This is a genomic window from Streptomyces sp. NBC_00096, from assembly GCF_045041305.1.
Taxonomy (GTDB): Bacteria; Actinomycetota; Actinomycetes; order Streptomycetales; family Streptomycetaceae; genus Streptomyces.
Genome location: NZ_CP108221.1, coordinates 590,316 through 612,565, shown reverse-complemented (window position 1 = coordinate 612,565; position 22,250 = coordinate 590,316). Strand labels below are relative to the sequence as shown.

General features: G+C 73.9%; 24 protein-coding genes, 1 tRNA gene and 1 pseudogene. 15 read left to right on the top strand and 11 right to left on the bottom strand.

The annotated features are described in order from the left end of the window. Positions 1 to 140: 140 nt before the first annotated feature. Positions 141 to 569, top strand: coding sequence for an MmcQ/YjbR family DNA-binding protein (locus OG904_RS02775; RefSeq protein WP_405486986.1), 429 nt, complete (start codon positions 141 to 143; stop codon positions 567 to 569). Here OG904_RS02775 and OG904_RS02770 read toward each other — a convergent pair. Further along, positions 531 to 1,430: a transketolase family protein gene (locus OG904_RS02770; protein ID WP_405486984.1), complete on the bottom strand. Its 900-nt coding sequence runs from the start codon at positions 1,428 to 1,430 to the stop codon at positions 531 to 533. The genes OG904_RS02775 and OG904_RS02770 overlap by 39 nt on opposite strands. A 39-nt stretch (positions 1,431 to 1,469) precedes the next feature. Further along, positions 1,470 to 2,174 carry a transketolase gene (locus OG904_RS02765; protein ID WP_405486982.1) on the bottom strand — a complete coding sequence of 235 codons (705 nt, stop codon included), beginning with the start codon at positions 2,172 to 2,174 and terminating at the stop codon, positions 1,470 to 1,472. Between the two features lie 144 nt (positions 2,175 to 2,318). Here OG904_RS02765 and OG904_RS02760 point away from each other — a divergent pair. The 4 genes and pseudogenes from OG904_RS02760 to OG904_RS02745 form a co-directional block, all read left to right on the top strand. Next, positions 2,319 to 2,392: transfer RNA gene (locus OG904_RS02760), tRNA-Pro, on the top strand. Positions 2,393 to 2,929: 537 nt separating this feature from the next. After that, complete coding sequence (locus tag OG904_RS02755) at positions 2,930 to 3,298, top strand: VOC family protein (RefSeq protein WP_405486980.1); 369 nt, start codon at positions 2,930 to 2,932, stop codon at positions 3,296 to 3,298. A gap of 413 nt (positions 3,299 to 3,711) precedes the next feature. Continuing rightward, positions 3,712 to 3,876: a hypothetical protein gene (locus OG904_RS02750; RefSeq protein ID WP_405486978.1), complete on the top strand. Its 165-nt coding sequence runs from the start codon at positions 3,712 to 3,714 to the stop codon at positions 3,874 to 3,876. 125 nt (positions 3,877 to 4,001) lie between these two features. After that, a pseudogene (locus tag OG904_RS02745) lies at positions 4,002 to 4,619 on the top strand (transposase); the annotation flags it as partial. A 149-nt stretch (positions 4,620 to 4,768) separates the two neighbouring features. Here the strand turns inward: OG904_RS02745 and OG904_RS02740 are convergent. Further along, positions 4,769 to 5,818 (bottom strand): NUDIX domain-containing protein, encoded by a 1,050-nt coding sequence (locus tag OG904_RS02740; RefSeq protein ID WP_405486976.1) that lies wholly within the window; start codon positions 5,816 to 5,818, stop codon positions 4,769 to 4,771. A gap of 235 nt (positions 5,819 to 6,053) precedes the next feature. Here OG904_RS02740 and OG904_RS02735 point away from each other — a divergent pair, with 235 nt between their 5' ends. Next, on the top strand, positions 6,054 to 6,197 hold the full coding sequence (locus OG904_RS02735) for a hypothetical protein (protein ID WP_405486974.1): 144 nt from the start codon (positions 6,054 to 6,056) through the stop codon (positions 6,195 to 6,197). 104 nt (positions 6,198 to 6,301) lie between these two features. On the opposite strand, the gene OG904_RS02730 is transcribed toward OG904_RS02735, so the two are convergent. Continuing rightward, positions 6,302 to 6,964: a LysE/ArgO family amino acid transporter gene (locus tag OG904_RS02730; RefSeq protein WP_405486972.1), complete on the bottom strand. Its 663-nt coding sequence runs from the start codon at positions 6,962 to 6,964 to the stop codon at positions 6,302 to 6,304. Between the two features lie 70 nt (positions 6,965 to 7,034). Here OG904_RS02730 and OG904_RS02725 point away from each other — a divergent pair, with 70 nt between their 5' ends. Both OG904_RS02725 and OG904_RS02720 read left to right on the top strand, forming a co-directional pair. Continuing rightward, the gene (locus OG904_RS02725; RefSeq protein WP_405486970.1) at positions 7,035 to 7,949 is read left to right on the top strand and encodes a LysR family transcriptional regulator ArgP; all 915 of its coding nucleotides are present in this window, start codon (positions 7,035 to 7,037) and stop codon (positions 7,947 to 7,949) included. A gap of 60 nt (positions 7,950 to 8,009) precedes the next feature. Then, complete coding sequence (locus OG904_RS02720) at positions 8,010 to 8,402, top strand: molybdopterin-binding protein (protein WP_405486968.1); 393 nt, start codon at positions 8,010 to 8,012, stop codon at positions 8,400 to 8,402. 90 nt (positions 8,403 to 8,492) lie between these two features. On the opposite strand, the gene OG904_RS02715 is transcribed toward OG904_RS02720, so the two are convergent. Continuing rightward, positions 8,493 to 9,086, bottom strand: coding sequence for a hypothetical protein (locus tag OG904_RS02715; RefSeq protein ID WP_405486966.1), 594 nt, complete (start codon positions 9,084 to 9,086; stop codon positions 8,493 to 8,495). A 147-nt stretch (positions 9,087 to 9,233) separates the two neighbouring features. Here OG904_RS02715 and corA point away from each other — a divergent pair, with 147 nt between their 5' ends. Then, complete coding sequence (gene corA / locus OG904_RS02710) at positions 9,234 to 10,316, top strand: magnesium/cobalt transporter CorA (RefSeq protein ID WP_405486964.1); 1,083 nt, start codon at positions 9,234 to 9,236, stop codon at positions 10,314 to 10,316. Between the two features lie 122 nt (positions 10,317 to 10,438). Then, a complete protein-coding gene (locus OG904_RS02705; RefSeq protein WP_405486962.1) occupies positions 10,439 to 11,062 on the top strand; it encodes a GNAT family N-acetyltransferase in 624 nt (207 codons plus the stop codon). A 60-nt stretch (positions 11,063 to 11,122) separates the two neighbouring features. On the opposite strand, the gene OG904_RS02700 is transcribed toward OG904_RS02705, so the two are convergent. Then, positions 11,123 to 12,109, bottom strand: coding sequence for a class I SAM-dependent methyltransferase (locus OG904_RS02700; RefSeq protein WP_405486960.1), 987 nt, complete (start codon positions 12,107 to 12,109; stop codon positions 11,123 to 11,125). 249 nt (positions 12,110 to 12,358) lie between these two features. Here OG904_RS02700 and OG904_RS02695 point away from each other — a divergent pair, with 249 nt between their 5' ends. Continuing rightward, entirely contained in the window at positions 12,359 to 13,204 is an 846-nt protein-coding gene (locus OG904_RS02695; protein ID WP_405486958.1) for a chitosanase, read from the top strand. On the opposite strand, the gene OG904_RS02690 is transcribed toward OG904_RS02695, so the two are convergent. Next, positions 13,177 to 14,646, bottom strand: a complete 1,470-nt coding sequence (locus OG904_RS02690) for a glycosyltransferase family 87 protein (protein WP_405486956.1) — start codon at positions 14,644 to 14,646, stop codon at positions 13,177 to 13,179. The two genes, OG904_RS02695 and OG904_RS02690, sit on opposite strands and share 28 nt — an antisense overlap. A gap of 114 nt (positions 14,647 to 14,760) precedes the next feature. On the opposite strand from OG904_RS02690, the gene OG904_RS02685 reads away from it, so the two are divergent. After that, a complete protein-coding gene (locus tag OG904_RS02685; protein ID WP_405486954.1) occupies positions 14,761 to 16,014 on the top strand; it encodes a molybdopterin-dependent oxidoreductase in 1,254 nt (417 codons plus the stop codon). A gap of 5 nt (positions 16,015 to 16,019) precedes the next feature. Beyond that, positions 16,020 to 16,424 carry a hypothetical protein gene (locus OG904_RS02680; protein ID WP_405486952.1) on the top strand — a complete coding sequence of 135 codons (405 nt, stop codon included), beginning with the start codon at positions 16,020 to 16,022 and terminating at the stop codon, positions 16,422 to 16,424. A gap of 266 nt (positions 16,425 to 16,690) precedes the next feature. Here OG904_RS02680 and OG904_RS02675 read toward each other — a convergent pair whose 3' ends face one another. From OG904_RS02675 to OG904_RS02665, 3 genes are read right to left on the bottom strand one after another with little or no spacing between them, the layout of a single operon-like run. After that, positions 16,691 to 17,455, bottom strand: coding sequence for a methyltransferase domain-containing protein (locus OG904_RS02675; protein ID WP_405486950.1), 765 nt, complete (start codon positions 17,453 to 17,455; stop codon positions 16,691 to 16,693). Next, positions 17,452 to 18,111: a DUF2064 domain-containing protein gene (locus tag OG904_RS02670; protein WP_405486948.1), complete on the bottom strand. Its 660-nt coding sequence runs from the start codon at positions 18,109 to 18,111 to the stop codon at positions 17,452 to 17,454. The genes OG904_RS02675 and OG904_RS02670 overlap by 4 nt, the downstream gene beginning before the upstream one ends. Continuing rightward, a complete protein-coding gene (locus OG904_RS02665; protein ID WP_405486946.1) occupies positions 18,108 to 18,827 on the bottom strand; it encodes a glycosyltransferase family 2 protein in 720 nt (239 codons plus the stop codon). The genes OG904_RS02670 and OG904_RS02665 overlap by 4 nt, the downstream gene beginning before the upstream one ends. A gap of 169 nt (positions 18,828 to 18,996) precedes the next feature. Between OG904_RS02665 and OG904_RS02660 the strand changes: the two genes are divergently transcribed. Next, positions 18,997 to 19,761 (top strand): response regulator, encoded by a 765-nt coding sequence (locus OG904_RS02660; protein ID WP_405497712.1) that lies wholly within the window; start codon positions 18,997 to 18,999, stop codon positions 19,759 to 19,761. Further along, on the top strand, positions 19,758 to 20,879 hold the full coding sequence (locus tag OG904_RS02655; RefSeq protein ID WP_405486944.1) for a sensor histidine kinase: 1,122 nt from the start codon (positions 19,758 to 19,760) through the stop codon (positions 20,877 to 20,879). The genes OG904_RS02660 and OG904_RS02655 overlap by 4 nt, the downstream gene beginning before the upstream one ends. Before the next feature lie 107 nt (positions 20,880 to 20,986). Here the strand turns inward: OG904_RS02655 and OG904_RS02650 are convergent, their stop codons facing one another. Beyond that, positions 20,987 to 22,012, bottom strand: a complete 1,026-nt coding sequence (locus OG904_RS02650) for an NAD-dependent epimerase/dehydratase family protein (protein WP_405486942.1) — start codon at positions 22,010 to 22,012, stop codon at positions 20,987 to 20,989. Positions 22,013 to 22,250 lie beyond the last annotated feature (238 nt).

Sequence of the window (22,250 nt, the reverse complement as noted above, 5' to 3'; positions counted from 1 at the left end):
GGCTCGGGCTCGGGCTCGGAGGTGATTGTCAGTGGTCGGGTCTACGGTCGGAGACGAGGGGTCACCGGCACCTCAAGAGGACTGAAGAGGGCTGAACAGGGCTGAACAGGGCCGGCGAGGGCTGGAAAGGAGTCGCGGGGATGGCCACGACGGCGGAGGACGTCCGGAAGATCGCGCTGTCGCTTCCGGGCAGCAGCGAGAAGCTCGCCTGGGGCATGCCGACCTTCCGGGTGGGCGGAGCGGACGGGCAGAGCGGGAAGAGCGGGAAGATCTTCGCCGCGCTCGCCGACGACGACACCTCGATCGGGGTGAAGTGCCCCAAGGAGGACCGCGAGGAGCTGATCGAGGCCGAGCCGGAGAAGTTCTTCATACGACCCGGCCACGACGACAACTACGCGTGGCTCAGGGTCCGGCTGGCGGCGGTGGAGGACGCGGCGGAGCTGCGTTCGATCCTGACCGACTCCTGGCTCCAGGCGGCCCCCAAGCGGCTGATCGCGGCCCACCCGGAGCTGAGCGGCCGAGGGGACCCGTCAGGCACCGGTGAAGGCGGCGATCCGCGCGCGCAGTGACGCCGGGTCCAGACCGTGGGCGGCCGTGTGCTCGTCGATCGTGCCGTACCGGCGGAGCTCGGCGCGGGCGACGCCGAGGCCGAGCACCCGGTGCGGAACCGCTTCCAGCGCCCCGTTGGCGGCGCCGGTGGAGGTACCGGCGAGATACGGCTCCACCAGGACCACCTCGGCCGGGCCGTGCCCGACGGCGGCGCGCACCGCCTCGTCGTCGAAGGGCCGTACGGTCGGCGCGTACAGCACGCTCACGTCCATGCCCTCGGTCGCGGCGAGGACGTTGTCGAGCAGCGGGCCGACGGCGACGACGACCCCCGCACGCCCTTCGCGTACGGTCTGGAAACCCGGACCGGTGACGGGGCGGGCCGTTGCGTTCGACTGCGCGGAGAGCCGGACGTAGACCTTGTCGTCCCCGGCGGCGTAGGCGTGGCGCAGGAGCGCCTCGGCTTCGTCCGGGTGGCCCGGGACGTGCACGGTCCAGCCGTCCAGGGTGTCCAGCAGCGCCACGTCGCCCGGCGCCATGTGGGTGAAGCCGCCGGTCGGCCAGTCGTAGCTGGCGCTCGCGCTGACCAGTACCCCGCCCGTGCCCTGGTGCCCGAAGTCGAGCTTGAGCTGTTCGAAGGGCCGCTCCACGAGGAAGCTGGCGAAGGTGTGCAGCACGGGCCGCAGCCCCGTGAGGGCCAGTCCGCCGCCCACGCCGATCAGGAGCTGCTCGCGGATGCCCACGTTGACGACCCGGTCCGGGTGGCGGTCCTGGGCCGGTCGGAATCCGTCCATGGTGATCTCGGCGAGCACGAGGGCCAGCCGGGGATCCCCGTCGAGTGCGTCCGACGTGACCGAGATGAACCGTTCGCGCATGGTGTCCATGTCTCCCCCTGGAATGTCGCTTGCGTGGACTGGGTGTGGTCAGTGCTTCTTCTCGACCCGGGCGACGACGGCGTGCGGCCGGCCCGGATGCGGTGCGGTGAAGGCGGCGTACAGGGCCGCGTGGTCCCGGCCGTCCACGGTGGCCGTCGACCAGCCGGCCGCCTCGAAGCGGGAGGCGATGCCGCCGCGCCAGCCGTGGGTCGCGGAGTCGTTGTCGATCACGACCGTGTGCAGCCGCTCCAGGCCGGCCGGGCCGGCGTAGGCGATCGCCTCGTGGTTGCTTCCCTCGTCCAGCTCCGCGTCGCCGATCAGCACCCACACGGCCGGGTCCGTGAGCCCTTGGGCCCGCAGACCGAGCGCGCTGCCGACGGCGAGCGGCAGCCCGTGCCCGAGCGAGCCGCTGCCGATCTCCACCCCGGGGATCAGGGTGCGGTCCGGGTGGTGCCCGAGGGGCGAGTCGTACGCGCCGAACCCGCTCAGCCAGTCGACGGGGAAGAACCCCTTGGCGGCGAGGACGGCGTAGTAGGCCATGGGCCCGTGCCCCTTGGACAGCAGGAACCGGTCCCGGCCGGGATCCCCGGCCGTCCCCGGACCGACGCGCAGGATCCGGTCGTAGAGCACCCACAGGGCGTCGAGCGTGGAGGTGGCGGCGGGCCCGTGCTTCTCGGCCCCGGTCATCAGGGCCATGAGCGGCCCAAGGTCTTCGTAGCGGAACCCGGTGTCCGCGGCGGCTGCCTGTGTCATGAATCGATCTTGCAACCTCAAGCGCACTTGAGGTCAAGGACCCCTGGTCCTCCCGCCGAAGAAAGGGTGCGCGCGACCACCTCCGGAAGTGCGGTATTGTTCTCCTGCGCCTTCAACCAGGGGAAACCCCAGGTCAAGGGGCATCGGGACGTGGCGCAGCTTGGTAGCGCACTTGACTGGGGGTCAAGGGGTCGCAGGTTCAAATCCTGTCGTCCCGACTTTGCTTCATGCAAGTCGGAGGCCGTTCTCTCACACACGAGAGGACGGCCTTTTCCATGCCCGGAGTCCTGGTGGTCGCGGTGTGGTCGCAGCCGCGCGGGCCGGTCCGTCCGGCGGCCGGTCTTGTCGGCTTCCGGGTGCCGCAGGTCGTGAACGGTCACCCGCGGTACACCGGCCTCGGCGGAGAGCTGGTGGAGCCGGTCGAGAACGGTGGGGGGTTTGAAGGGCAGGCCGTCGGGCCGGCAGAAGTCTCCCACTCGAGGCCCTCCTCCGGACGGCTCCATCTGCTACGCGTGCTCCTCCGTGGCGCCTCTCGGGACCGGCGGAGGCGGAGCTTCATTGAAGCGAGTCCGCTGAACCGGGCGGCCATGCCCACAGCCACTTGAAGCAGCTGGTCAGCGGGGTGGCGTGGTGCTCGTGCTGGTTGTGGGCGGCAGTCTGTGTCGTAGATCGTCCGGCGGGGTGGTTTTCGCCGATGAGTTCACCGTCCTCAGACGGTCTACCCAACGACACCAACCGAGCTCGACAGGAGTGCCATGTCCACCATCCAGCCAGTGATCGTGACTGCCGACCAGGACGTTCTGCTCGGCTTCTATACGAAATTGTTCGGCGCTGAGGAGATCTTCCGGGTACCGGCGGAAGGCCCGGCCTTCTACCTCGGCTTGCGCATCGGCGACACCGACCTCGGGCTGGTGGCCAAGGCGAACCCGGGGACCGGAGCGGCGCCGCGGATCCTGCTCAGCATCGCTGTCGATGACCTCGACGAGACGCTCGGCCGGGTGGCGGTGCTGGGCGGCTCGGTCCGCAGCGGCCCCAACGACATGCCGTGGGGACAGCGCGTCGCCCACATTCAGGACCCCGACGGCAACCCGGTGAACCTCACTCAGCCGATCCCGGCCCAGTGACGCAGTTCCGGGGGAATGTGCTGATCGTGATCTCTACCTGCGGTAGAGATCACGGACCTCGATGAGGCCGGGCGGCAGATCGGCAAGGACCGTCCGGAACCCGCGCTTGACCGTATTGGCGGGCCGCCATGCCCGCGGCGGCGGTGCGTGGGTCGGTCCATGCCGCCTTGCGGCAACGAGTGCCCGATGGCAGGACAGAGTCCGCTCGCTGGGGATCAGTTGGGGACCACGCGGTGTGCGCGATGGCGCATCCCCCGCGTATGAGAGGGCGGCCTTTTCCATGCCCGGAATGCTGGTGGTCGCACGGTGGCCGCACGCTCGCTTCGGGGTTGGCCGGCGGTGGGGTGGAAGCCGGTCGGAAGGCGAGTCCGGCGAACGGGTCGCTGGGGTGCCTGCGCGATGAGCGCCTCCTGGTGAAGACCGCCATGGTGTCGGCCGCGGCGGTCGCCGCCACCCTCATTCCGCTGGCCGGTACCTCGTACGCGGCGGGCTGCTCCAACGCGGGGTGCGACAACCTCGGCCCCGTGTCGCAGGGTTGTGGCGCGCCGACGCGGTCACGGGCGTCAACGGCCCGCTGATCCGCAGCCTGGCCGTCGCGATCCCCAACCCGGGGAGGGCGCCCCCCTGTTGCGGTTGATGATCCGAGGGTGGTGTCACCGGGCCCGGAGGCATCGACGGACCGCTGTACCGGCGACATCGACGGCCCGACACCGGACCCGAGCTTCGCGAGCTGTTCGCCAAGCTGCAGGCCAAGCACGGAACGGTGCTGGTCGTGGTCGACCAGCCGGCCTCGATCGATTGCCTGCCGCCGGCCGCGGCCCGGGACATGGGGTGTCCTGTGGCCTACCGTCCAGGGCTGACGATGCGGCGGATCGCCGACCGCCACCCAGGCGAGGCCAAAACGGATGCGAAGGATGCGTTCATCATCGCGGACGCGGCCCGCGCCATGCCTCCCACGCTGCGGGCGATCGACGGCGAGGCCACCAGGGTCGCCAACCGGCTCCACGGCCTGCCGACCCAGGTCCATCCCCCGCTGGAGCGAGTGCTGGGGCCGCGGTTGCAACACCCGGCCGTCCTGGCTCTGCCGGAGCGGTTCGGTTCACCGGCCCAGATCCGCTGGGCAGGCCGGCGACGGCTGGTCACGCCGTGACGGCCGAAGGCGCCGAGGACGGCCGAAGGGCTGGCCGAGGACATCTTCACCGCCCTGGACGAGCAGACAGCCACCGTCCCCGGCACGGACGCACTGGTCGTCCCGAGTCCGGCCGGCTCACTGACAGCGGTACTTGACCAGCGCAGGCTGCTGGCCCGGCGGTCGACGGCCGCGGTCACATGACCAGCGGCTCAGCCAGGAGGACGACCCGATCGGCCCCGACATCGAAGTCGATGACCTCGGCGTCAAGGAAACGGAAGATCGCCAGCACATCCAGAACCAGCCAGACCCGCAGATCCGGGCACTCCGCGTCCGCGCGGTCAGGGCTCCGGGACGGTGCGGCCGGCGTGGAGTTCGAGGGGGCCGGTGGCCGTGGTGCGCGCCGTGAGGCAGGCCTTGATCTGCCGGCGCAGGGCGGGTTTGACGAAGCGGCGCAGTTCGCTCCGGGGCACCGCCCGCCACTGGAGGAGTTCCGTCGCGGGCAGGCGGATCCGGGCCAGGGCGGCGGAGTCGAGGACGCCGCCGTCGTAGAGGAAGCGGACCCGGGCCGGATAGCCCGGCCGGTGCGACCAGTTGACGGCGAGCAGGCGGCCGGGGGCGAGGTCGATCCCGAGCTCCTCGCGGACCTCACGGCGGGCGGCGGCCCGCGGGATCTCGCCGAGGTCGCTGTCGATGCCGCCGCCGGGCAGGTGCCAGTGGTCCGGGTTGCCGTACGCGGGCTGCACCAGCAGTACCCCGCCCGCGGTGTCGGTGAACACCACGCTGGCCGCCGTCAGGGCCTTGGGCCGGGAGGCCCGGTGGCCGGCGGTGTCGAAGGCGCCCGCGTGTTCCAGCTCCGCCCGGCGCGCCGGGTCGAGCCCGGCCGGCGATCCGGGCTGGGGGACACCGCCGATCAGGTGCGCGAGGGAGCCGGAGTACAGGGCGGCGAGGGCGGCGCGCAGTCGGGGTGCGTTCCGGGCGGGCAGGGCCTCGTAGGCCTCCTCCGGGCTGAGCCAGTGCGCGTCGGTGATCTCGCCGTCCGGGAAGGAGATCGCGGAGACCTCCCCGGGCGTGAGCGGGCCGACGAGGTGGAGGTGGACGACGAGGGAGCGGCCGAGCGGCCCCGGCGGGCGCGAATCGACGGCGAGCAGCCGCCCGACCGGCACGCTCAGGTCCAGCTCCTCCTTCAGCTCGCGGGCCAGGCCCTCTTCCGGGGTCTCGGTGTCCTCCACGCCCCCGCCCGGGAGGTCCCGCTCCGTCTTGTACGAGGTGGTGAGGACGAGGACCCTCCCGCGCGGATCCAGCACGATCCCGGTCGCGGCCACGAGGGGGGAGGGGTGGGCGGCGTAGTAGGCGCGGACCGAGTCGGTGTACGGGGGCTGGTCCGGCACGGGTGCTCCTGGGGGTGCGGGGGTGCGGGGGTGCGGTGTGAGGCTCGTGGGGCCGCGAGTCGAGAGTCGCGGGTCATGGTCATCCGTACCCACTCGGACGGTGTCCATGGGGTGGACCTGTGGCGGTGGTGCCAGGCCGGATGACGGGGATTGGCTCTGCTGGGCAGGCCAATCCGGTTCCAGACTGGGGACCGGCTCCGGGAATTGGTCTGGTGTCCGGCGGAAGGAGACCCGTATGTCCAGTGAGTTCACCACCCTCAGCGACCGCGCCGAGCGCACCCTCCAGCAGCGCCGCGAACTCCAGGTCCCGGCCGCGCCGCCCGCCCTGCGGGAGTGGCTCCAAGGGCTGGTCAGAGCCGTGCGGGAGCCGGTCCGATGAGTCGTGCCCGGTGCTGGCGGTGCCCGCGCCGGCGCTCCCCGGTGCCCGGCTGCGGCGGCTGCGGCGGGCCACACCGGCGGACTTCGGCGGCGCGGGTGCGGAGGTCAGGCCCGGGCGAGGAGCAGGCCGCCCATCGTGACCATGGTCGCCGCGACGAGCCCGTCCAGCACCCGCCAGGCGGAGGGCCGGGCGAACAGGCCGCTGAGCAGCCGGGCACCGTAACCGAGCGCCCCGAACCAGGTCAGGCTCGCCAGCACGGCCCCGGTGCCGAACGCCCAGCGCAGGTCGCCCCGGTCGGCGGCCAGGGAGCCGAGCAGCAGCACGGTGTCGAGGTACACGTGCGGGTTGAGCCAGGTCATGGCCAGGCAGGCCAGTACCGCGCCGCGGGTGGAGAGGGAGGCGGAGGCGCCGGTGGCGGAGGCGCCGGTCGAGCCGGTGCCGGTGTGCTCCGCGGTGAGGGCCGCGCCGGGGGTGGGGCGCAGCACCCGGCGGGCGGCGAGGAATCCGTAGCAGATCAGGAAGGCGCCGCCGACGAGGCCGACCAGGGTGAGGGCGGGCGGCCAGGCGGTGACGAACGCGCCCACGCCGGCCACGCCGAGCGCGATGAGGGCCGCGTCCGAGACGGCGCAGATGGCGACCACGGTGAGGACCGAGTGGCGGCGTACGCCCTGGCGCAGGACGAACGCGTTCTGGGCGCCGATGGCGACGATGAGGGAAAGGCCGGTGCCGAAGCCCGCGAGGCCCGCCGGGATGATGCCGTGTGTCATGTCTTCGACCGTAGGCAGCGGCGGGGCGAGTAGTACAGCTAAAGATTCTTACCTAGCATTAGTCGCTGTGATGGATGAGCTTCCTGCCGACCAGGTCCGGACCCTGCTCGCGGTGATCGACGAAGGCACCTTCGACGCCGCGGCCGCCGCCCTGCACGTGACCCCGTCCGCCGTCAGCCAGCGGATCAAGGCGCTGGAACAGCGGACCGGGCGGGTGCTGCTGATGCGGACCAAACCGGTGCGGGCGACCGAGTCCGGGGAGGTCGTCGTCCGCTTCGCGCGGCAGCTGGCCAGGCTGGAGCGCGACGCGCGGGCCGAGCTCGGCATGGCCGAGGGGCTGGGGCCGGTGCGGCTGCCGATCGCGGTCAACGCGGACTCGCTCGCCACCTGGTTCCTGCCCGCACTGACCGGGGTGCCACAGGACCCGCCGGTCTGCTTCGACCTGCACCGGGAGGACGAGGGGCACGCGACCGAACTGCTGCGGGACGGACGCGTGATGGCGGCGGTGACCTCGCAGCCGGTCGCCGTCGCCGGGTGCACGGTGCGGCGGCTCGGCCTCGCGCGGTACCTGCCGGTGGCGAGCCCGGAGTTCAAGGCCCGGCACCTGCGGGGGGACCTGGAGTGGGACCTGCGGGAGGCGCCCGTCGTCGTCTTCGACCGGCTGGACCTGATCCAGGACGAGTTCGTGCGGATGGTGACGGGGCAGGCCGGCGCCCGGGCCTCGGAGGTGCGCCACCACGTGCCGACCTCGGAGGGGTTCTGCGACGCCGCGGTCGCCGGACTGGGCTGGGCGATGGTGCCGCAGGCGCAGGCCGGCCCGCTGCTGGAAGCGGGGAAGCTGGTGGTGATCGCGCCCGGTCGGACGCTGGACGTACCGCTGTACTGGCAGCAGTGGAAGCTGGACTCGCCCGCGCTGTCGATGGTGGCGCGCGCCGTGGCGCGGGCGGCGGAGGGTGCGCTGCGCCAGCCGGCCGAGCCCGGGTAGCGGCCGCTCGTGGGGGGTGTGGCCTGCGGGAACCGCTCGGGCAGGGCATAGGCTGCGGGCATGGAGTCCTACACGATCGGCCAGGCGGCGCGGTTGCTCGGCGTCAGCGTGGACACGGCCCGGCGGTGGGCCGACGCGCAGCGGTTCCCGACGCGCCGGGAGGGCACGCGGCGGATGGTGGACGGCCCGGACCTGGCCGCGTTCTGCGTGGAGGCCGCGCAGGAGGCCGGTGACGGCGAGGAGACCCCGTACACCTCGGCGCGCAACGCCTTCCCCGGCATCGTGACCGGCGTGAAGCTGGGCACGGTCGACGCGCAGGTGGAGATCCAGGCCGGACCGCACCGCATCGTGTCGCTGCTGACCCGGGAGGCGGTGGAGGAACTCGGCCTCGAAGTGGGGGCCCGCGCGACGGCCCGGGTGAAGTCGACGAGCGTTTTCATCGACCGCGCGTGAGCCCGGCCTGATCGGCGGGGCGCCGCCCCGGGGTGGCCGGTCTCACGACCCTCGGCCAGGCGCCGCCGTCGGCCAACGGCCGGGACGGGCTCAGCGTACGGAGGCCCCGAGGTGGTCGGCGGCCTCGCGCGCCGCGTCCAGTGCTCCGGCGCGGGCGGCCTCGCGGTCGGTGTCGGCGCGGGTGTAGGTGACGTTGACGACCATGTTGCTCAGCCGGAAGCAGACCTGGGCGGCGGCGGGGCGTTCGGGCGCGGTCGTACGGGAGCGGAGGAACGCCTCGTCCCCGATGCCGGTGGCCTCCGCCGGGGCGGTCTTCTCCCAGCCCAGGGTGTTCGCGCGGTCCTCGCGGAGGTCCTCGGCGGCGAGTTCCTCGGTGACGACGAAGGCCTGCAGGAAGACCCCGGCCCGGTTGGGGCCCTCCTCGCGCGGGGCGGACCAGCTGCACGACCCCTCGCCGTCGCGGCCGCCGTAGGAGGTGGGCACCAGCCGGTGGACGGTCTGCGGGGACAGCAGCTCGCAGGAGTGCGGCGCGGCGGTGAAGTCGCCCGGGTGGTTGCGCTGCCAGTGCTTCCACGCCACGAGGGACAGGCCGGTGGCGAGGAGCAGGCCGATCAGGACGAGCGCGATCAGCGTGGCCCGCGCGCGGAATTGGCGGGGTGCGGCTCTGCCGGGGGGTGTGGTCACCGCGGCAGCATAGGGGCCGGGTCCGAGGGGTGCGTAAACGTTTCCGCAGGAGGTCGCGGACGTGGCGCCCGGAGACCGGCGGCGGGCCGCGGCCCGTGCGGTGGCACACTGGCCGCTGATCAGCCGAAGAGGAGTACGTCGTTGTCCATGTTCAGCAACCTGCGCCGGGCCGTGAGCCGCGGCTACCGGCGGGCCGTCGACCTCAGCCACCCGGCGCGCTCCCCGCTCGGCAGCGCCGTCGTCAACTGCATCGTCTACCGCGACGGCGTGCGGCAGGACGGCTGCGCCGACGCGGAGGAGGCGCTGCGCAGGGTCCGCAAGACCGGCGACGGCTTCGTCTGGATCGGCCTGCACGAGCCCTCGCAGGCCGAGCTCGCCGGACTCGCCGAGCTGTTCGGCCTGCACCCGCTCGCCGTCGAGGACGCCGTCCACGCGCACCAGCGGCCCAAGATCGAGCGCTACGACGAGACCCTCTTCGCCGTGCTCAAGACCGTGCGCTACGTGGAGCACGAGGAGCTGACCGCGACCAGCGAGGTCGTGGAGACCGGCGAGCTGATGGCCTTCGCCGGCGACGATTTCGTGATCACCATCCGGCACGGCGGCCGCGGCACCCTCGGCTCGGTCCGCGAGGAGCTGGAGGCCACCCCCGACCACCTGGCCAAGGGGCCCGTCGCCGTCCTGCACGCGATCGCCGATCACGTGGTCGACGAGTACGTGGCCGTCACGGACGCGGTGCAGAACGACATAGACGTGGTCGAGACCATGGTGTTCAGCGAGCACGGCGGCCGCGGCGACGCGGGCCGGATCTACCAGCTCAAGCGCGAACTGCTGGAGCTGCGGCGGGCGGTGGCCCCGCTGAGCCGGCCGCTCCAGCAGCTGAGCACGCTGCCGATACCGGTCATCCCGCCGGAGATGCGCACGTACTTCCGCGACGTCGCCGACCACCTGACCCGTGCCACCGACCAGATCGGCGCGTACGACGCCCTCCTGGACTCCATCCTCCAGGCCCACCTCGCGCAGGTGACCGTCGCCCAGAACGAGGACATGCGCAAGATCACCGCCTGGGCGGCCATCGTCGCCGTCCCGACGATGGTCTGCGGGGTCTACGGCATGAACTTCGACAACATGCCCGAACTGCACTGGACTTACGGCTATCCCATCGTGGTCGCGGTCATGGCCGTCGCCTGCTTCGTCATCCACCGGGGCTTCAGGCGCAACGGCTGGCTCTGACCACCGGGCGCCGTCACGGCGCCAGCGTGCGACGGAAATCCCGGTGGGGCCGACGGCTGCCGCCGGGTAGGGTCCGCCTGTTGGCGCGGCACCACGGTGAGCACGGAACGGGCAGGTCGGGGATGCGGGAGACGAAGACGGCGACATCGGTGGCGGCCGCGACGGCGGAGCTGGTCGGGGAGCGGGTGCGGCTGGAGCCGCTGGACCTCCACCACCACGACGGGCTGAGCGAGGCGATCCGCGACGGGAACCTATGGGAGCTCGCGGTGACGATCGTCCCGCACCCGGACGAAGTCCGGGGATTCATCGAGGACGCCGTCGCGGCCCGCGCGCAGGGCACGCAGATCCCGTACGCGACGGTGGACGCTGCGACGGGACGGATACTCGGCTCGACCCGGCTGATGGTGATCAACACCGCGAACCGGCGGCTGGAGATCGGCTGGACCTTCCTCGCCGAGTCCGCCCAGCGGACCGGCGCGAACACGGAGGCGAAGCTGCTGATGCTGACGCACGCCTTCGAGACGATGGGGATGAACCGGGTCGAGCTGCTCACGGACGTGCGCAACGCGAAATCGCGGGCGGCGATCACCCGGCTCGGCGCGACCCAAGAGGGCGTACTGCGCCACCACATGGTCATGCGGGACGGCTGGATCCGCGACACGGCGGTGTACAGCATCACCCGCCCGGAATGGCCGGACGCGAAGCGCGGCCTGGAGGCCCGCCTGACGGGTCGCTCCGCGGGCTGAGCGCGGCACCGGCCCGGAACTCCGCCCCGGCCGTCCTGGGCGAGGCCGGCCGGGGCGCGGTCAGCGTTCCGCGCGGGTCAGGAAGTGCGTGGGGGCGTCCTCGTACGTGGTCACGTGCCAGCCCGCCGCTTCGAGGGCCGGACGGAGGTTCGGTTCGGCCAGGGGGTCCTCGGGACTGACGGCCCGGCCGTGGCGGGCGGCGCGCTCCGCACGGCCGGAGGGGTGGAAGAGCAGGAGCTCCCCGCCGGGGGCGGTGACGCGGGCCCATTCGCGCAGCGCGACACCGGCATGCGGCAGGTGGTCCAGCAGCCCGGCGGCGAAGATGCCGTGGACGGCGCCGGCCGGGAGCGGGAGCCGCCCGCAGTCGGCCAGCAGCAGCCGTGCCGGGCCGCCGTGGCCCGCGCGGGCGGCGGCCGTGAGCATGGCGTGCGTGACGTCGACGCCGATCACGGTGCCGGTGGCTCCGACCAGGGCCCGTAGCGCGGGCAGGGCGCGGCCGCTGCCGCAGCCCAGATCGAGCGCGCGCTGCCCGGGGCGCAGCCGCATCCGGGCGACGGCGGCCTCGTAGGCGGGGGTCTGATAGGCGAACCGCTCCTCCCAGGCGGCGGCCCGGGGGGTGAAGAAGGCCCGGGTGGCGGTGGTCTCGGCCCGCCCGGCGACCAGCTCGGCGAAGCGGCGCAGCAGTTCGCAGTCCGCCTCGTCGGGCACGGGCAGCCCCCACGCGCTGGCGCCGATGCGGAATCCGTGCGGTGCGGCGCCCCCGCCGAGCAGCGGGTCGGTGGCCCCGCCGCCGGTGCCGCCGGTGCCGGCCGCCTCCGCGAGGAGCCTTGCTCCGTCGCCGAGCGCGAGCACGGGCACCTCGGCCGCCAGGGCCGGTCCGACGAGGGGGAGTGCGGCGGGCGTGGCGGTGGGGGAGAGGATCACCGCGTCGATCCCGGTGAGGCCGGCCGGGAGCGGGTCGTCGGCGTCGGGCCGGCACGGGTGGATCAGCAGACCGGCCGCCTCGATGGCGGCGGTGGGTGCTTCTCCGATCACGAGGACGGCCATCGGCGCCTCCATTTCTTGCGCATGCCTCCGCACCCGATCCCGCGCGTGCTCTTGCATGTGAGCTTCCTGCGGCCGGAATGGGCCGCATATGCGTAAGCATGCCTCGATTCGGCTCTCAGATGCCAGAGGCGGTGCGTCCAATGCGGCCGGGGCCGACCGGGTCGTTCCGGGGTATTGAGCTGACGGGACTTCTGGTAGTAAAGTTTCCTAACGAAGTCGCCCGAGCATCAACTCCCTTATGGAGGTACCGTGTTCACCCCCCACCGCAAGCGACTGGCCGTCAGCGCCGCTCTGTTGGGCTCTGCCCTTCTCGCCGTCCCCGTCACCGCCCACGCGACCGCCGCCCCCGCCGCGGCGCCGGCGGCCGCGCAGGTGTCGGCGGCCGCCGTCGGACTCGACGATCCGGTGAAGAAGGACATCGCCATGCAGATCGTCTCCAGCGCCGAGAACTCCTCGCTGAACTGGAAGGCGCAGTACAAGTACATCGAGGACATAGACGACGGCCGCGGCTACACGGGCGGCATCATCGGCTTCTGTTCCGGCACCCACGACATGCTCGAACTCGTGCAGTACTACACGGACATCAAGCCCGGCAACGTGCTGGCCAAGTACCTCCCCGCCCTGAAGAAGGTCGACGGCAGCGACTCGCACTCCGGGCTCGACCCCAACTTCACCAAGGACTGGGTGAAGGCGGCCTCCGACGCCGACTTCAAGAAGGCCCAGGACCACGAGCGCGACCGCGTCTACTTCAACCCGGCCGTGAACCAGGGCAAGTCCGACGGGGTCGGCGTGCTCGGGCAGTTCATCTACTACGACGCCATCGTCATGCACGGCGACGGCGGCGACTCCACCAGCTTCCGCAACATCCGCAAGCGCGCCCTCTCCAAGGCCAAGCCCCCGGCCCAGGGCGGCAGCGAAACCACCTGGCTCAACGCCTTCCTCGACGCCCGCGTCTGGGCGATGAAGCAGGAAGAGGCGCACAGCGACACCAGCCGCGTCGACACGGCGCAGCGGGTGTGGGTCAAGAAGGGCAACCTCAACCTCAACACCCCCCTCGACTGGAAGGTCTACGGGGACTCGTTCCACATCGGCTGACGGCTCCGAAGAGCGTGCGACGGCGGTCCGGGACGAACTCCCCTGCTGTCCCGGGCCGCCGCCCGCCGCCGCAGCCACCACCCCACCGGCACGGCCGCGCCCGCCAGTCCGTACGCCACCGGGACCGTCGCCCCGCCGAACGCGCGGACCGAGACGTACGCGGCCGCCCCCGCGAGCGCCACCCCCAGCCACTCCGCACGGCCGTCCAGCGCCACCAGGGCGATCAGCAGCAGCGCGTACCAGGAGTACCCCGGGGTCATCAGCAGGAACGCCGTACCCGTCACCAGCAGGGCCGCGCTCCACGGCCGCCCCGGATCCCCGCGCCGCCAGACGTACGCCACCACCGCCAGCATCCCGACCGCGACGGCGGGCACCGACCAGGAGTCCGGGAGCACCAGGCGCAGCAGCGCGTAGCGGCCGCCCGCGCCCGGGTCCTCGTACCCCTCCTCCTGCGCGTAGCCGCCCAGGTACCCGAAGACCGACCCGCGCGAGACGAGCACGTACGGCAGGTACGCCAGGCCCGTCACCGCGGCCGCCGGCGCCAGCAGCGCCGCCGCGTCCCGCCAGCGGCGTACGCCGGCCAGCGCGCCCGGAAGCAGCACGGCGGGCAGCAGTTTGGCGGCGACCGCCAGCCCGAACAGGGCCCCGCCGAGCGGCCGTCGGCGTACCACCGCGCCCAGCGCCGCCACCGACAGCAGGACGGCGAGGACGTCGACGTGCGCGTTGTTCACCGCCTCCACCGCCACCGCCGGACACCAGGCCCAGTACGCGACCGTACGGAGCTCCGCGCCCCGGCGGCGCTGGACGAGCAGCAGCGCCCCCGTGACGGCGAGCGCCAGCAGCGCCCCGCCGGTCTGCAGGCCCTTGTGCCGCACGCCGGTCGGCGACAGGACGTGGACCAGCCCGAACCAGCCCTCGGCGACGGGCGGGTAGACGGTGTGCACGGTCGGCCGGTTGATCCGCGTGCAGACCCCCGGTTCGATCCCCACCCGGTCCGGCCCGGCGCAGGCGGCCCCGCCGCGCGGGAACAGCCAGTCCTCGCGCAGCGCGCGCAGCGCCGGATCGGCGGGGGCGTGGTCGTACGGGGAGATCCCCGCGGCCTGCACCCGCCCGTCCCAGGCGTAGCGGAAGGAATCGGTACTGGTCAGGGGCGGCCCCGCCAGACCCGCCGCGCAGCAGGCCACCGCACCCGCCAGCACGAGCGGGACCACGTACCGGCCCGGCACCCGCCGCAGCGACCGGGCGGCCGCGCCGAACAGCGCCCAGGCGGCCGCGTACCACCACGTCAGCCGCGCCGGGTCGGCGAAGTACCCCTCCTCGCGAACGGCCGGCACGAGGACGGCGGCGAGCGCGGCGAGCAGCACCGCGGTGAGGCAGATCCGGGCGCGGGCACGGGGGTGGGTGCGGGAGTTCTCGCGGGGGCCGACGCGGACGTGGTTCATGCGGGCCAGCCTGGCAGCGATGGCCGCCACCGGACGGGCGGCCGGGCCCGGTGTCCGCGTTTCGTAAGGTGTCGGGCCGCCCGAACGGGGCCCGCCGGCGCTCTGATGGAGGACATGAATCCCCCTGCACCTCCGCCCGCACCGCCCACGCCTCCCGCGCCGCCGCCGTCCGGGCCGCCGCCGTCCGGGCCGACGCCGCCGTCCGGGCCCGCCCCGCGGGAGTCCGGGCCCGGCCGCCGGTTCGCGCTCCGGCCGCCCTCCTTCACCGGCCGGCTGCACGACGCCCGCACCGCCACCGCCATCGGCCGCTGGCTCGGCGCGGCCTTCGCCGTCTGCTTCGTGACCGGCCTGATCAGCCACTACCTCCAGCACCCGCCCGACTGGGCCGCGGACCTGCTGCCCGGCCGGCCGGTCTGGGGGTACCGGCTCAGCCAGGGCCTGCACATCGCCGCCGGGCTCGCCGCGATCGTGCTGCTCCTGGCGAAGCTGTGGACGGTCTACCCGCGGCTCTTCGCGTGGCCTCCGGTGCGCGGCGTACGGCACGCGCTGGAACGGCTGTCGGTCGCGGTGCTCGTGGCCTCCGCCGTCCTGGAGGTCTTCACCGGGCTCCTCAACATCGCCGAGTGGTACCCGTGGCCGTTCGGCTTCATCCAGACGCACTTCGCGCTCGCCTGGGTGGTGACCGGCTCACTGCTCCTGCACCTCGCCGTCAAAGCGCCCGAGATCAAGGCCCATTGGAGCCCCAGCTCGCCCGGTACGCTCCAACTCCCCTCCCAGGACGGCCCGGACCGGCGTTCCCTGCTGCTCGGTGTCGGCGCGGCCGTCGGAGCCGTCACCCTCACCACGGCCGGGCAGTCCTTCACCCCGCTGGCCCGCCTGGACCTGCTCGCACCCCGCCACCCCGACCACGGGCCCCAGGGACTCCCGGTCAACCGCACGGCCGCGGCCGCCGGGATCACGGAGCGGGCGGTACGGGACTGGCGGCTCGAGGTGCGGGGTCCCACCCCGTACACGCTGACGCTCGATCAACTCCGGGCCCTGCCACGGGTACAGGCGCGACTGCCGATCGCCTGTGTGGAGGGCTGGAGCGTGGAAGCGCGCTGGAGCGGGGTGCGGATCCGCGACCTGATGGCGCGGGCCGGCGCCCCGGCCGGAGCCGGGCTGCGGGTCACCTCCATGGAGGCGGGAGGCGCGTACCGGGTGATGGAGATGGGCCGCGACTACGCCGGGGATCCGCTGACCCTGCTCGCGCTGGAACTGAACGGGCAGGTTCTGACCGCCGACCACGGCTATCCGGCGCGCGTCATCGCGCCGAACCGGCCCGGAGTCCTGCAGACCAAATGGGTCACCCTGCTGGAGGTGCTGTGAAGGGCGTGCGGTGGGTACTGGGCTGCGCCGGGCTGCTGTTGATCGCGATCGGCGGGCGGCTGCTGTCGGTGCTGCCCGACCCGGCCGGGGTCCTGGTGTGGCTGGGCGGCGCGCTCGTGCTGCACGACGGGGTGATCGCGCCGCTCGTCCTGGCGGCCGGACTCGCGGTGGCCGCCGGGCCCGCGCGCGGCCCCGTACGGGGAGCCCTGCTGACGGCGGGCGCGCTCGTACTGGTCACCCTGCCCCTGCTGCTGCGACCGGGAGCGCCGCCGAACCCGTCGGCGCTGCCGCTGCCCTACGGCCGGAACCTGGCCGTCGTGCTCGCCGCGGTGGCGGTGGCCGCCGGGGTGGTGGCCCTGGTCGGGCGGTGGCGGCGGCAGCGCGGGCGAGGGCGTCCGGAGTCGGGCTGATGGGATGCCCGGAGCCGCGCTGAGCGGAGGCCCGGAGCCGCGCTGAGGGGACGCAGTCCGCAGCGGCGCCGAGGGGCGCGGGTGGGTGCGCCGGCCGCCCGGTGGCGGGCGGCCGGCGAAGTGGAAGCGGCCGGGATGCGCGGGCGGCCAGTAGGGAGGGGGGAGGGAGGCCGGGAGGGAGGGCGGGCGCAGGGCCCCGACGGGCCGGCGCCCGCCGCCGTGGGGTCCGGGGGCGGGCGCCGCGTGCTGCGGGGGAGGGGGGCGGGTCAGGGGGTTCCCGTCCCGCGGGTCAGGACGGCGAAGCAGCGGTCCGCGACCGTCCAGTGGGCGGCCGGGGTCCAGCCCGCGGCCCTCGCATGCCGGGTCAGGGCGGCCGGGCCGACGCGGGCCCAGGGGAACGGCGCCCCCAGAGCGCCGCGGCCGTCGGCCACCCGGACCTCGCAGCGCTCGTCCACATCGGCCTCGGCCTGCGCGCACTCCACGATCAGCGAGCCGGTCGCCGCCACCACCTCGGCCATCCGGCGCAGGAGCGCCGCCGGGTCACCGCCGATGCCGATGTTGCCGTCGATCAGCAGTGCCGTTTCCCAACGCCCCTCGCCCGGAAGGGAGTCGAAGACGGACCGGTGCAACGCGGCGCCGCCCGTACGGGCCGTACGGGCCACCGCCTCCGGGCTGACGTCGATGCCCAGGGACACGTGCCCCCGGGCGGCGAGTGCGGACACCAGCCGGCCGGGGCCGCAGCCGATGTCCAGGACGCTGCCCCGGCAGCGCCGCAGCACCGTCAGGTCGGCGCCGTCCGGAGCCTCGCACCAGCGCTCCACGTCCAGCGGGAGCAGCCAGCCGTCGTCCCGCCGCAGGTAGAGCGGGCCCCGGCCGGTGCGCAGGGCCACCGTGTACGGGTCGGCGGACCAGGCGGTGACCGGCCCGCCCGCCGCCGGGGCCGCGTGGGCCGGCCGGACCGCCCCGGGCAGCGCACCGGCCGGCCGGGGGGAGTCGGCCGTGCCCGGCCCGGGGGAGGTGAGCGTGCTCATCGGGAGACCGGCCCGGTGATTCCCGCCAGCCGCGCGGCGAAGGCGCCCGCCGGGGCCCCGGCGGCCACCGCGCGGGCGTCCTCGGCGGTGTCCACGTCACGCAGGACGGGGAGCCGGCCGGTCCGGAGCCCGGCCGCGCGCAGGCGTTCGTACTGGACCGCGCCCGTCTCGGGGACCGACATCGGCACCCCGCGCAGCAGCGCGGGGTCCGGGACGGCCAGTCCGAGCGCCCAGAACCCGCCGTCGGCGGCCGGGCCGAACCAGGCGTCGTACGCCGACCAGTCGACCTCCAGCAGTTCCGGGGTGACCTGCGGGGTGTCCATGCCGATCAGCAGCGCGGGCCCGGTGCAGACCCCGAAGGCGGCGGCCAGCCGCAGGTCCAGGGTCCCGGCGCACTGCGGGACCACCTCGATGCCGGGCGGCAGCCACGGGCCCGGCCGGCCGTCCAGGACCAGGACCCGGCGCGCCGCCGGGGTCGCGGCCACGGCGGCGAGGGTGTCGGCGAGCGAGGCCTCGGCCAGCGCGGCCGCCTCGGCCGGGGTGAACGGCGGGGTGAGCCGCGTCTTGACCCGGCCCGGGACCGGTTCCTTCGCGATCACGAGCAGCGTGGTCCCCGTCATTCCCGTCGTCTCCGCCATCTCCGCCGCCCCCGTCATCGGGCATCTCCCGCGGGGGCGCCCGCGCCGGAGCGGTCCGCGGCCCCGCCGGAGGGTTCCGCGAGGACCCGGCTCATGTCGCGCACCGCCTGCCACGTGCCCCGCCAGGTGCCCGTCACCTTCGACTTCCCCGACCGGGGCAGGTACGGCACGTCAACCTCCCGGATCCGCCAGCCCGCGTCCGCCGCCCGGACCACCATCTGCAGCGGGTAGCCGGAGCGCCGGTCGGACAAATCCAGCCCGAGCAGCCCCTCCCGGCGGGCGGCCCGCATCGGGCCCAGGTCCCGCAGCCGAAGTCCGGTCCGCCGGCGCAGCAGCCGGGCCAGCGCCAGGTTCCCGGCCCGCGCGTGCGCCGGCCAGGCGCCGGGGCCCTGCGGACGGCGGCGGCCGAGCACCAGATCGGCCTCGCCGGCGGCCACGGCGGCCACGAAACCGGCCAGCAGCCCCGGATCCAGGGAGGCGTCGCAGTCGCAGAAGCAGACGACGTCCGCCTCGGCGGCCAGCAGCCCGGCGTGGCAGGCGGCGCCGAAACCGCGCCGGGACTCGGTCACCACGGTGGCTCCGAGCGCCCGCGCGAGCTCGGCGGAGCCGTCCGTGGAGCCGTTGTCCACCACCAGCGCCCGCCAGCCGGCCGGGATGCGGGCGAGGACCCAGGGCAGGGCCCCGGCCTCGTTCAGACAGGGAAGTACGACGTCTACCGTCACGGTTTCGCTCACCGGTTCACCGTATGAACCGGGCCCGCGCAAAAGGGGCACCGACTCCTTACGAAACGCGGACATCGACCCCTGCGGACGTCCCTGCCGGTCCCGTGCCGCTCGCGCGGGTGGGAGGCTGGACGGCATGAGCGGCATGAGCGGCATGAGCGGCATGAGCGGCATGAGCGGCATGAGCGGCACGAGTGGCATGAGCAGCACCGAAGCAGCGCCCGCACGGATCCTGGTCGTCGACGACGACCCGACCGTGGCGGAGGTCGTCACCGGCTACCTGCGGCGCGCCGGCTACGCCGTGGAGACGGCCGGCGACGGCCCGGCGGCCCTCGCCCGCGCCGACCGGGTCCGGCCGGACCTGGTCGTACTGGACCTCATGCTGCCGGGTCTGGACGGGCTGGAGGTGTGCCGCAGGCTCCGCGCCACCGGCCCGGTACCCGTGATCATGCTGACGGCACGGGGCGACGAGGACGACCGGATCGCGGGGCTGGAACTGGGCGCCGACGACTACGTCACGAAGCCGTTCAGCCCCCGCGAACTGGTCCTGCGGGTCAACTCGGTGCTGCGGCGCGGGGCGGCCGCGGCGGCGGGGACGGGGGCCGCGGGTCCAGACGTACGGGAGGGGCGGCTCGAGGGTGCCGGGATCACACTGGACCCGGCCACCCACCGGGCCTCGAAGGACGGCCGCGAACTGGCCCTGACGGTACGGGAGTTCGATCTGCTGGCGCATTTCCTGCGGCATCCGGGACAGGCGCACGGGCGGGAGGAGCTGATGCGTGAGGTGTGGGGCTGGGACTTCGGGGACCTGTCGACGGTGACCGTGCACGTACGCCGTCTGCGCGCCAAGGTCGAGGAGGACCCCGGGCGGCCGCGGCTGATCCAGACGGTGTGGGGCGTCGGCTACCGCTTCGAACCCGGCGAGGGCGAGGTGTCCGCGGCATGAAGGACATGGCGCTCATCGCGCTGTTCGCGTTCGGCGGGGCCGTGTGCGCGGGGGCGCTCGGCGCGGTCGTGCTCAGGCTGGTGCGGCACAGGTCGGTGGCGGTCTCCCTGGCGGTGATCGCCGCCGTGGCGGTCACCGCCATGCTGGCCGGGACCCTCGCGGTGGCCCGGGCGATGTTCCTCTCCCCGCACGACCTCGGGGTGGTCACGCTGGTCGTGGCGATGGCGGCGGTGGTCTCGCTGGCCACCGCGCTGCTGCTGGGCCGGTGGGTGGTGGCCCGGAGCCGGGAACTGTCCCTGGCCGCACGGGACTTCGGCGACGGGGGCAGCTTCGCGGCGCCTCCGGGCCTGGCGACGGCGGAACTGGCTTCGCTGTCACGGGAGTTGGCGGCGACGAGCGAGAAGCTGGCGGCATCCCGGGAGCGGGAGCGGGCACTGGAGAAGTCGCGCCGGGAACTGGTGGCCTGGATCTCGCACGATCTGCGGACCCCGCTGGCGGGGCTGCGGGCGATGTCCGAGGCGCTGGAGGACGGCATGGCCGCGGATCCGGGACGGTACCACCGGCAGATCCGGACGGAGGTGGACCGGCTGAACTCCATGGTCGGGGACCTGTTCGAACTGTCCCGCATCCACGCGGGGGCGCTGGCGCTGAGCCCGAGCCGGATGTCCGTGTACGACCTGGTGGGCGACGCGCTGTCCGGGGTGGACCCGCTGGCGCGGGAGCAGCGGGTCCGGCTGGTGGGCGACGCGGTGGACCGGGTGCCGGTGGAGGTGGACGGCAAGGAGATGACGCGGGTGCTGGCGAACCTGCTGATCAACGCGATCCGGCACACGCCGGCGGACGGGACGGTGGCGATCGCGGCCTCGGTCCGGGCGGGCGGGGGCGCGGTGGTGGTGTCCGTGACGGACGGCTGCGGGGGCATTCCGGCGGAGGACCTGCCGAGGGTCTTCGACACGGGCTGGCGGGGCACGTCGGCGCGGACGCCGGTGCCTTCGGCGGGGGCGGGGCTCGGGCTGGCGATCGTGCGGGGCATCGTGGAGGCGCACGCCGGGCACGCGGCGGTGCACAACGTTCCCGGGGGGTGCCGGTTCGAGGTGACGCTGCCGGTGCCGGCCTGAGGCCGGGTGCGGGGTGCCGGTGCGGGTCCGTTGCCGGGGGCCGGCCCCCGGACCCCCGCGCCTCAAACGCCGGCGGGGCCGAAATGAGCCCGAGCGACCCGGTGGGTTCAGGCTGTTGGGCGTTGGGGGGCGTGGGCGAATTCCGTCATGCCTGTGGTGAAGTCCGTTCGGGGGTGCCAGCCCAGGTCGGTGCGCAGGCGGTGGGAGTCGGCCGTGATGTGGCGGACGTCGCCGAGGCGGTACTCGCCGGTGATCACCGGGAGGGGGCCGCCGTGGGCCGTGGCGAGGGCGGTGGCCATCTCGCCGACCGTGTGGGGGGTGCCGCTGCCGGTGTTGTACGGCGTGCACGCGCCGGGCGGCGTCGACGAGGCCTCCAGGGCCAGGGCGTTGGCCTCCGCGACGTCCCGTACGTGGACGAAGTCCCGCCGCTGGCCGCCGTCCTCGTACACCTGCGGCGCCTCGCCCCGGGCCAGCGAGGAGCGGAAGAAGGAGGCCACCCCCGCGTACGGGGTGTCGCGCGGCATCCCCGGGCCGTACACGTTGTGGTAGCGCAGTGCCACCGCCCGGCCGTTCACGCACCGCGCCCACGAGGCCGCCAGGTGCTCCTGGGCCAGCTTCGTCGTGGCGTACACGTTGCGCGGGTCGGTCGGGGCGTCCTCGGCCACCAGGCCGGGCGTCAGTTCCGAGTCGCAGACGGGGCAGTGCGGTTCGAAGCGACCGGCGTCAAGGTCCTCGGCCCGGCGCGGGCCCGGGCGGACGACACCGTGGCGGGGGCACTCGTAGCGGCCCTCCCCGTAGACCACCATCGAGCCCGCCAGGACGAGGTCGCGCACCCCCGAGTCCGCCATCGCGGCGAGCAGCACGGCCGTGCCGAGGTCGTTGTGGGAGACGTAGGCCGGGGCGTCCGTGAAGTCCTTGCCGAGGCCGACCATCGCGGCCTGGTGGCAGACGGAGTCCACCCCGTGCAGCGCGGCCCGGACGGCCCCGGGGTCCCGTACGTCGGCCCGGACGAACTCGGCGTCGTACGCCGGGGGGACGAGGTCCAGGACGAGCGGATCATGGCCGCGAAGACGCAGAGTGGTAACGATGTGGGAGCCGATGAACCCGGCTCCTCCTGTGACGAGTACGCGCATGGCGGGGACGCTACGGACCGTTGGGGGCGGGCGGGGGGTCCCACGCCCCACCGTAAGACTTCCGTCAGCTCATTTCGTCACGATGGGTGACCCTTTCGGACCGGTGAGTCCCAAGTTGCGCCCGTTACTGGTGTGTTTGGGACCCCGAGCGAGGAAAAGTAACCCTTTTGGTGCCTTGCTAAGTGGCTTGACCTCGGCGTAAGCGGGGCATAAGTTCTGCCCCGGCTTGCTTCATCAG

Bases quoted from the DNA above. Each gene is read 5' to 3' on its own strand.
- OG904_RS02735 (WP_405486974.1), top strand. From the start codon at position 6,054: ATGTCCAGTGAGTTCACCACCCTCAGCGACCGCGCCGAGCGCACCCTC.
- OG904_RS02765 (WP_405486982.1), bottom strand. From the start codon at position 2,174: ATGACACAGGCAGCCGCCGCGGACACCGGGTTCCGCTACGAAGACCTT.
- OG904_RS02660 (WP_405497712.1), top strand. From the start codon at position 18,997: ATGAGCGGCACGAGTGGCATGAGCAGCACCGAAGCAGCGCCCGCACGG.
- OG904_RS02720 (WP_405486968.1), top strand. From the start codon at position 8,010: ATGGAGTCCTACACGATCGGCCAGGCGGCGCGGTTGCTCGGCGTCAGC.
- OG904_RS02685 (WP_405486954.1), top strand. From the start codon at position 14,761: ATGAATCCCCCTGCACCTCCGCCCGCACCGCCCACGCCTCCCGCGCCG.
- OG904_RS02700 (WP_405486960.1), bottom strand. From the start codon at position 12,109: ATGGCCGTCCTCGTGATCGGAGAAGCACCCACCGCCGCCATCGAGGCG.
- OG904_RS02770 (WP_405486984.1), bottom strand. From the start codon at position 1,430: ATGGACACCATGCGCGAACGGTTCATCTCGGTCACGTCGGACGCACTC.
- OG904_RS02675 (WP_405486950.1), bottom strand. From the start codon at position 17,455: ATGAGCACGCTCACCTCCCCCGGGCCGGGCACGGCCGACTCCCCCCGG.
- OG904_RS02730 (WP_405486972.1), bottom strand. From the start codon at position 6,964: ATGACACACGGCATCATCCCGGCGGGCCTCGCGGGCTTCGGCACCGGC.
- OG904_RS02755 (WP_405486980.1), top strand. From the start codon at position 2,930: ATGTCCACCATCCAGCCAGTGATCGTGACTGCCGACCAGGACGTTCTG.
- OG904_RS02670 (WP_405486948.1), bottom strand. From the start codon at position 18,111: ATGACGGGGGCGGCGGAGATGGCGGAGACGACGGGAATGACGGGGACC.
- corA (WP_405486964.1), top strand. From the start codon at position 9,234: ATGTTCAGCAACCTGCGCCGGGCCGTGAGCCGCGGCTACCGGCGGGCC.
- OG904_RS02690 (WP_405486956.1), bottom strand. From the start codon at position 14,646: ATGAACCACGTCCGCGTCGGCCCCCGCGAGAACTCCCGCACCCACCCC.
- OG904_RS02655 (WP_405486944.1), top strand. From the start codon at position 19,758: ATGAAGGACATGGCGCTCATCGCGCTGTTCGCGTTCGGCGGGGCCGTG.
- OG904_RS02705 (WP_405486962.1), top strand. From the start codon at position 10,439: ATGCGGGAGACGAAGACGGCGACATCGGTGGCGGCCGCGACGGCGGAG.
- OG904_RS02775 (WP_405486986.1), top strand. From the start codon at position 141: ATGGCCACGACGGCGGAGGACGTCCGGAAGATCGCGCTGTCGCTTCCG.
- OG904_RS02650 (WP_405486942.1), bottom strand. From the start codon at position 22,012: ATGCGCGTACTCGTCACAGGAGGAGCCGGGTTCATCGGCTCCCACATC.
- OG904_RS02725 (WP_405486970.1), top strand. From the start codon at position 7,035: ATGGATGAGCTTCCTGCCGACCAGGTCCGGACCCTGCTCGCGGTGATC.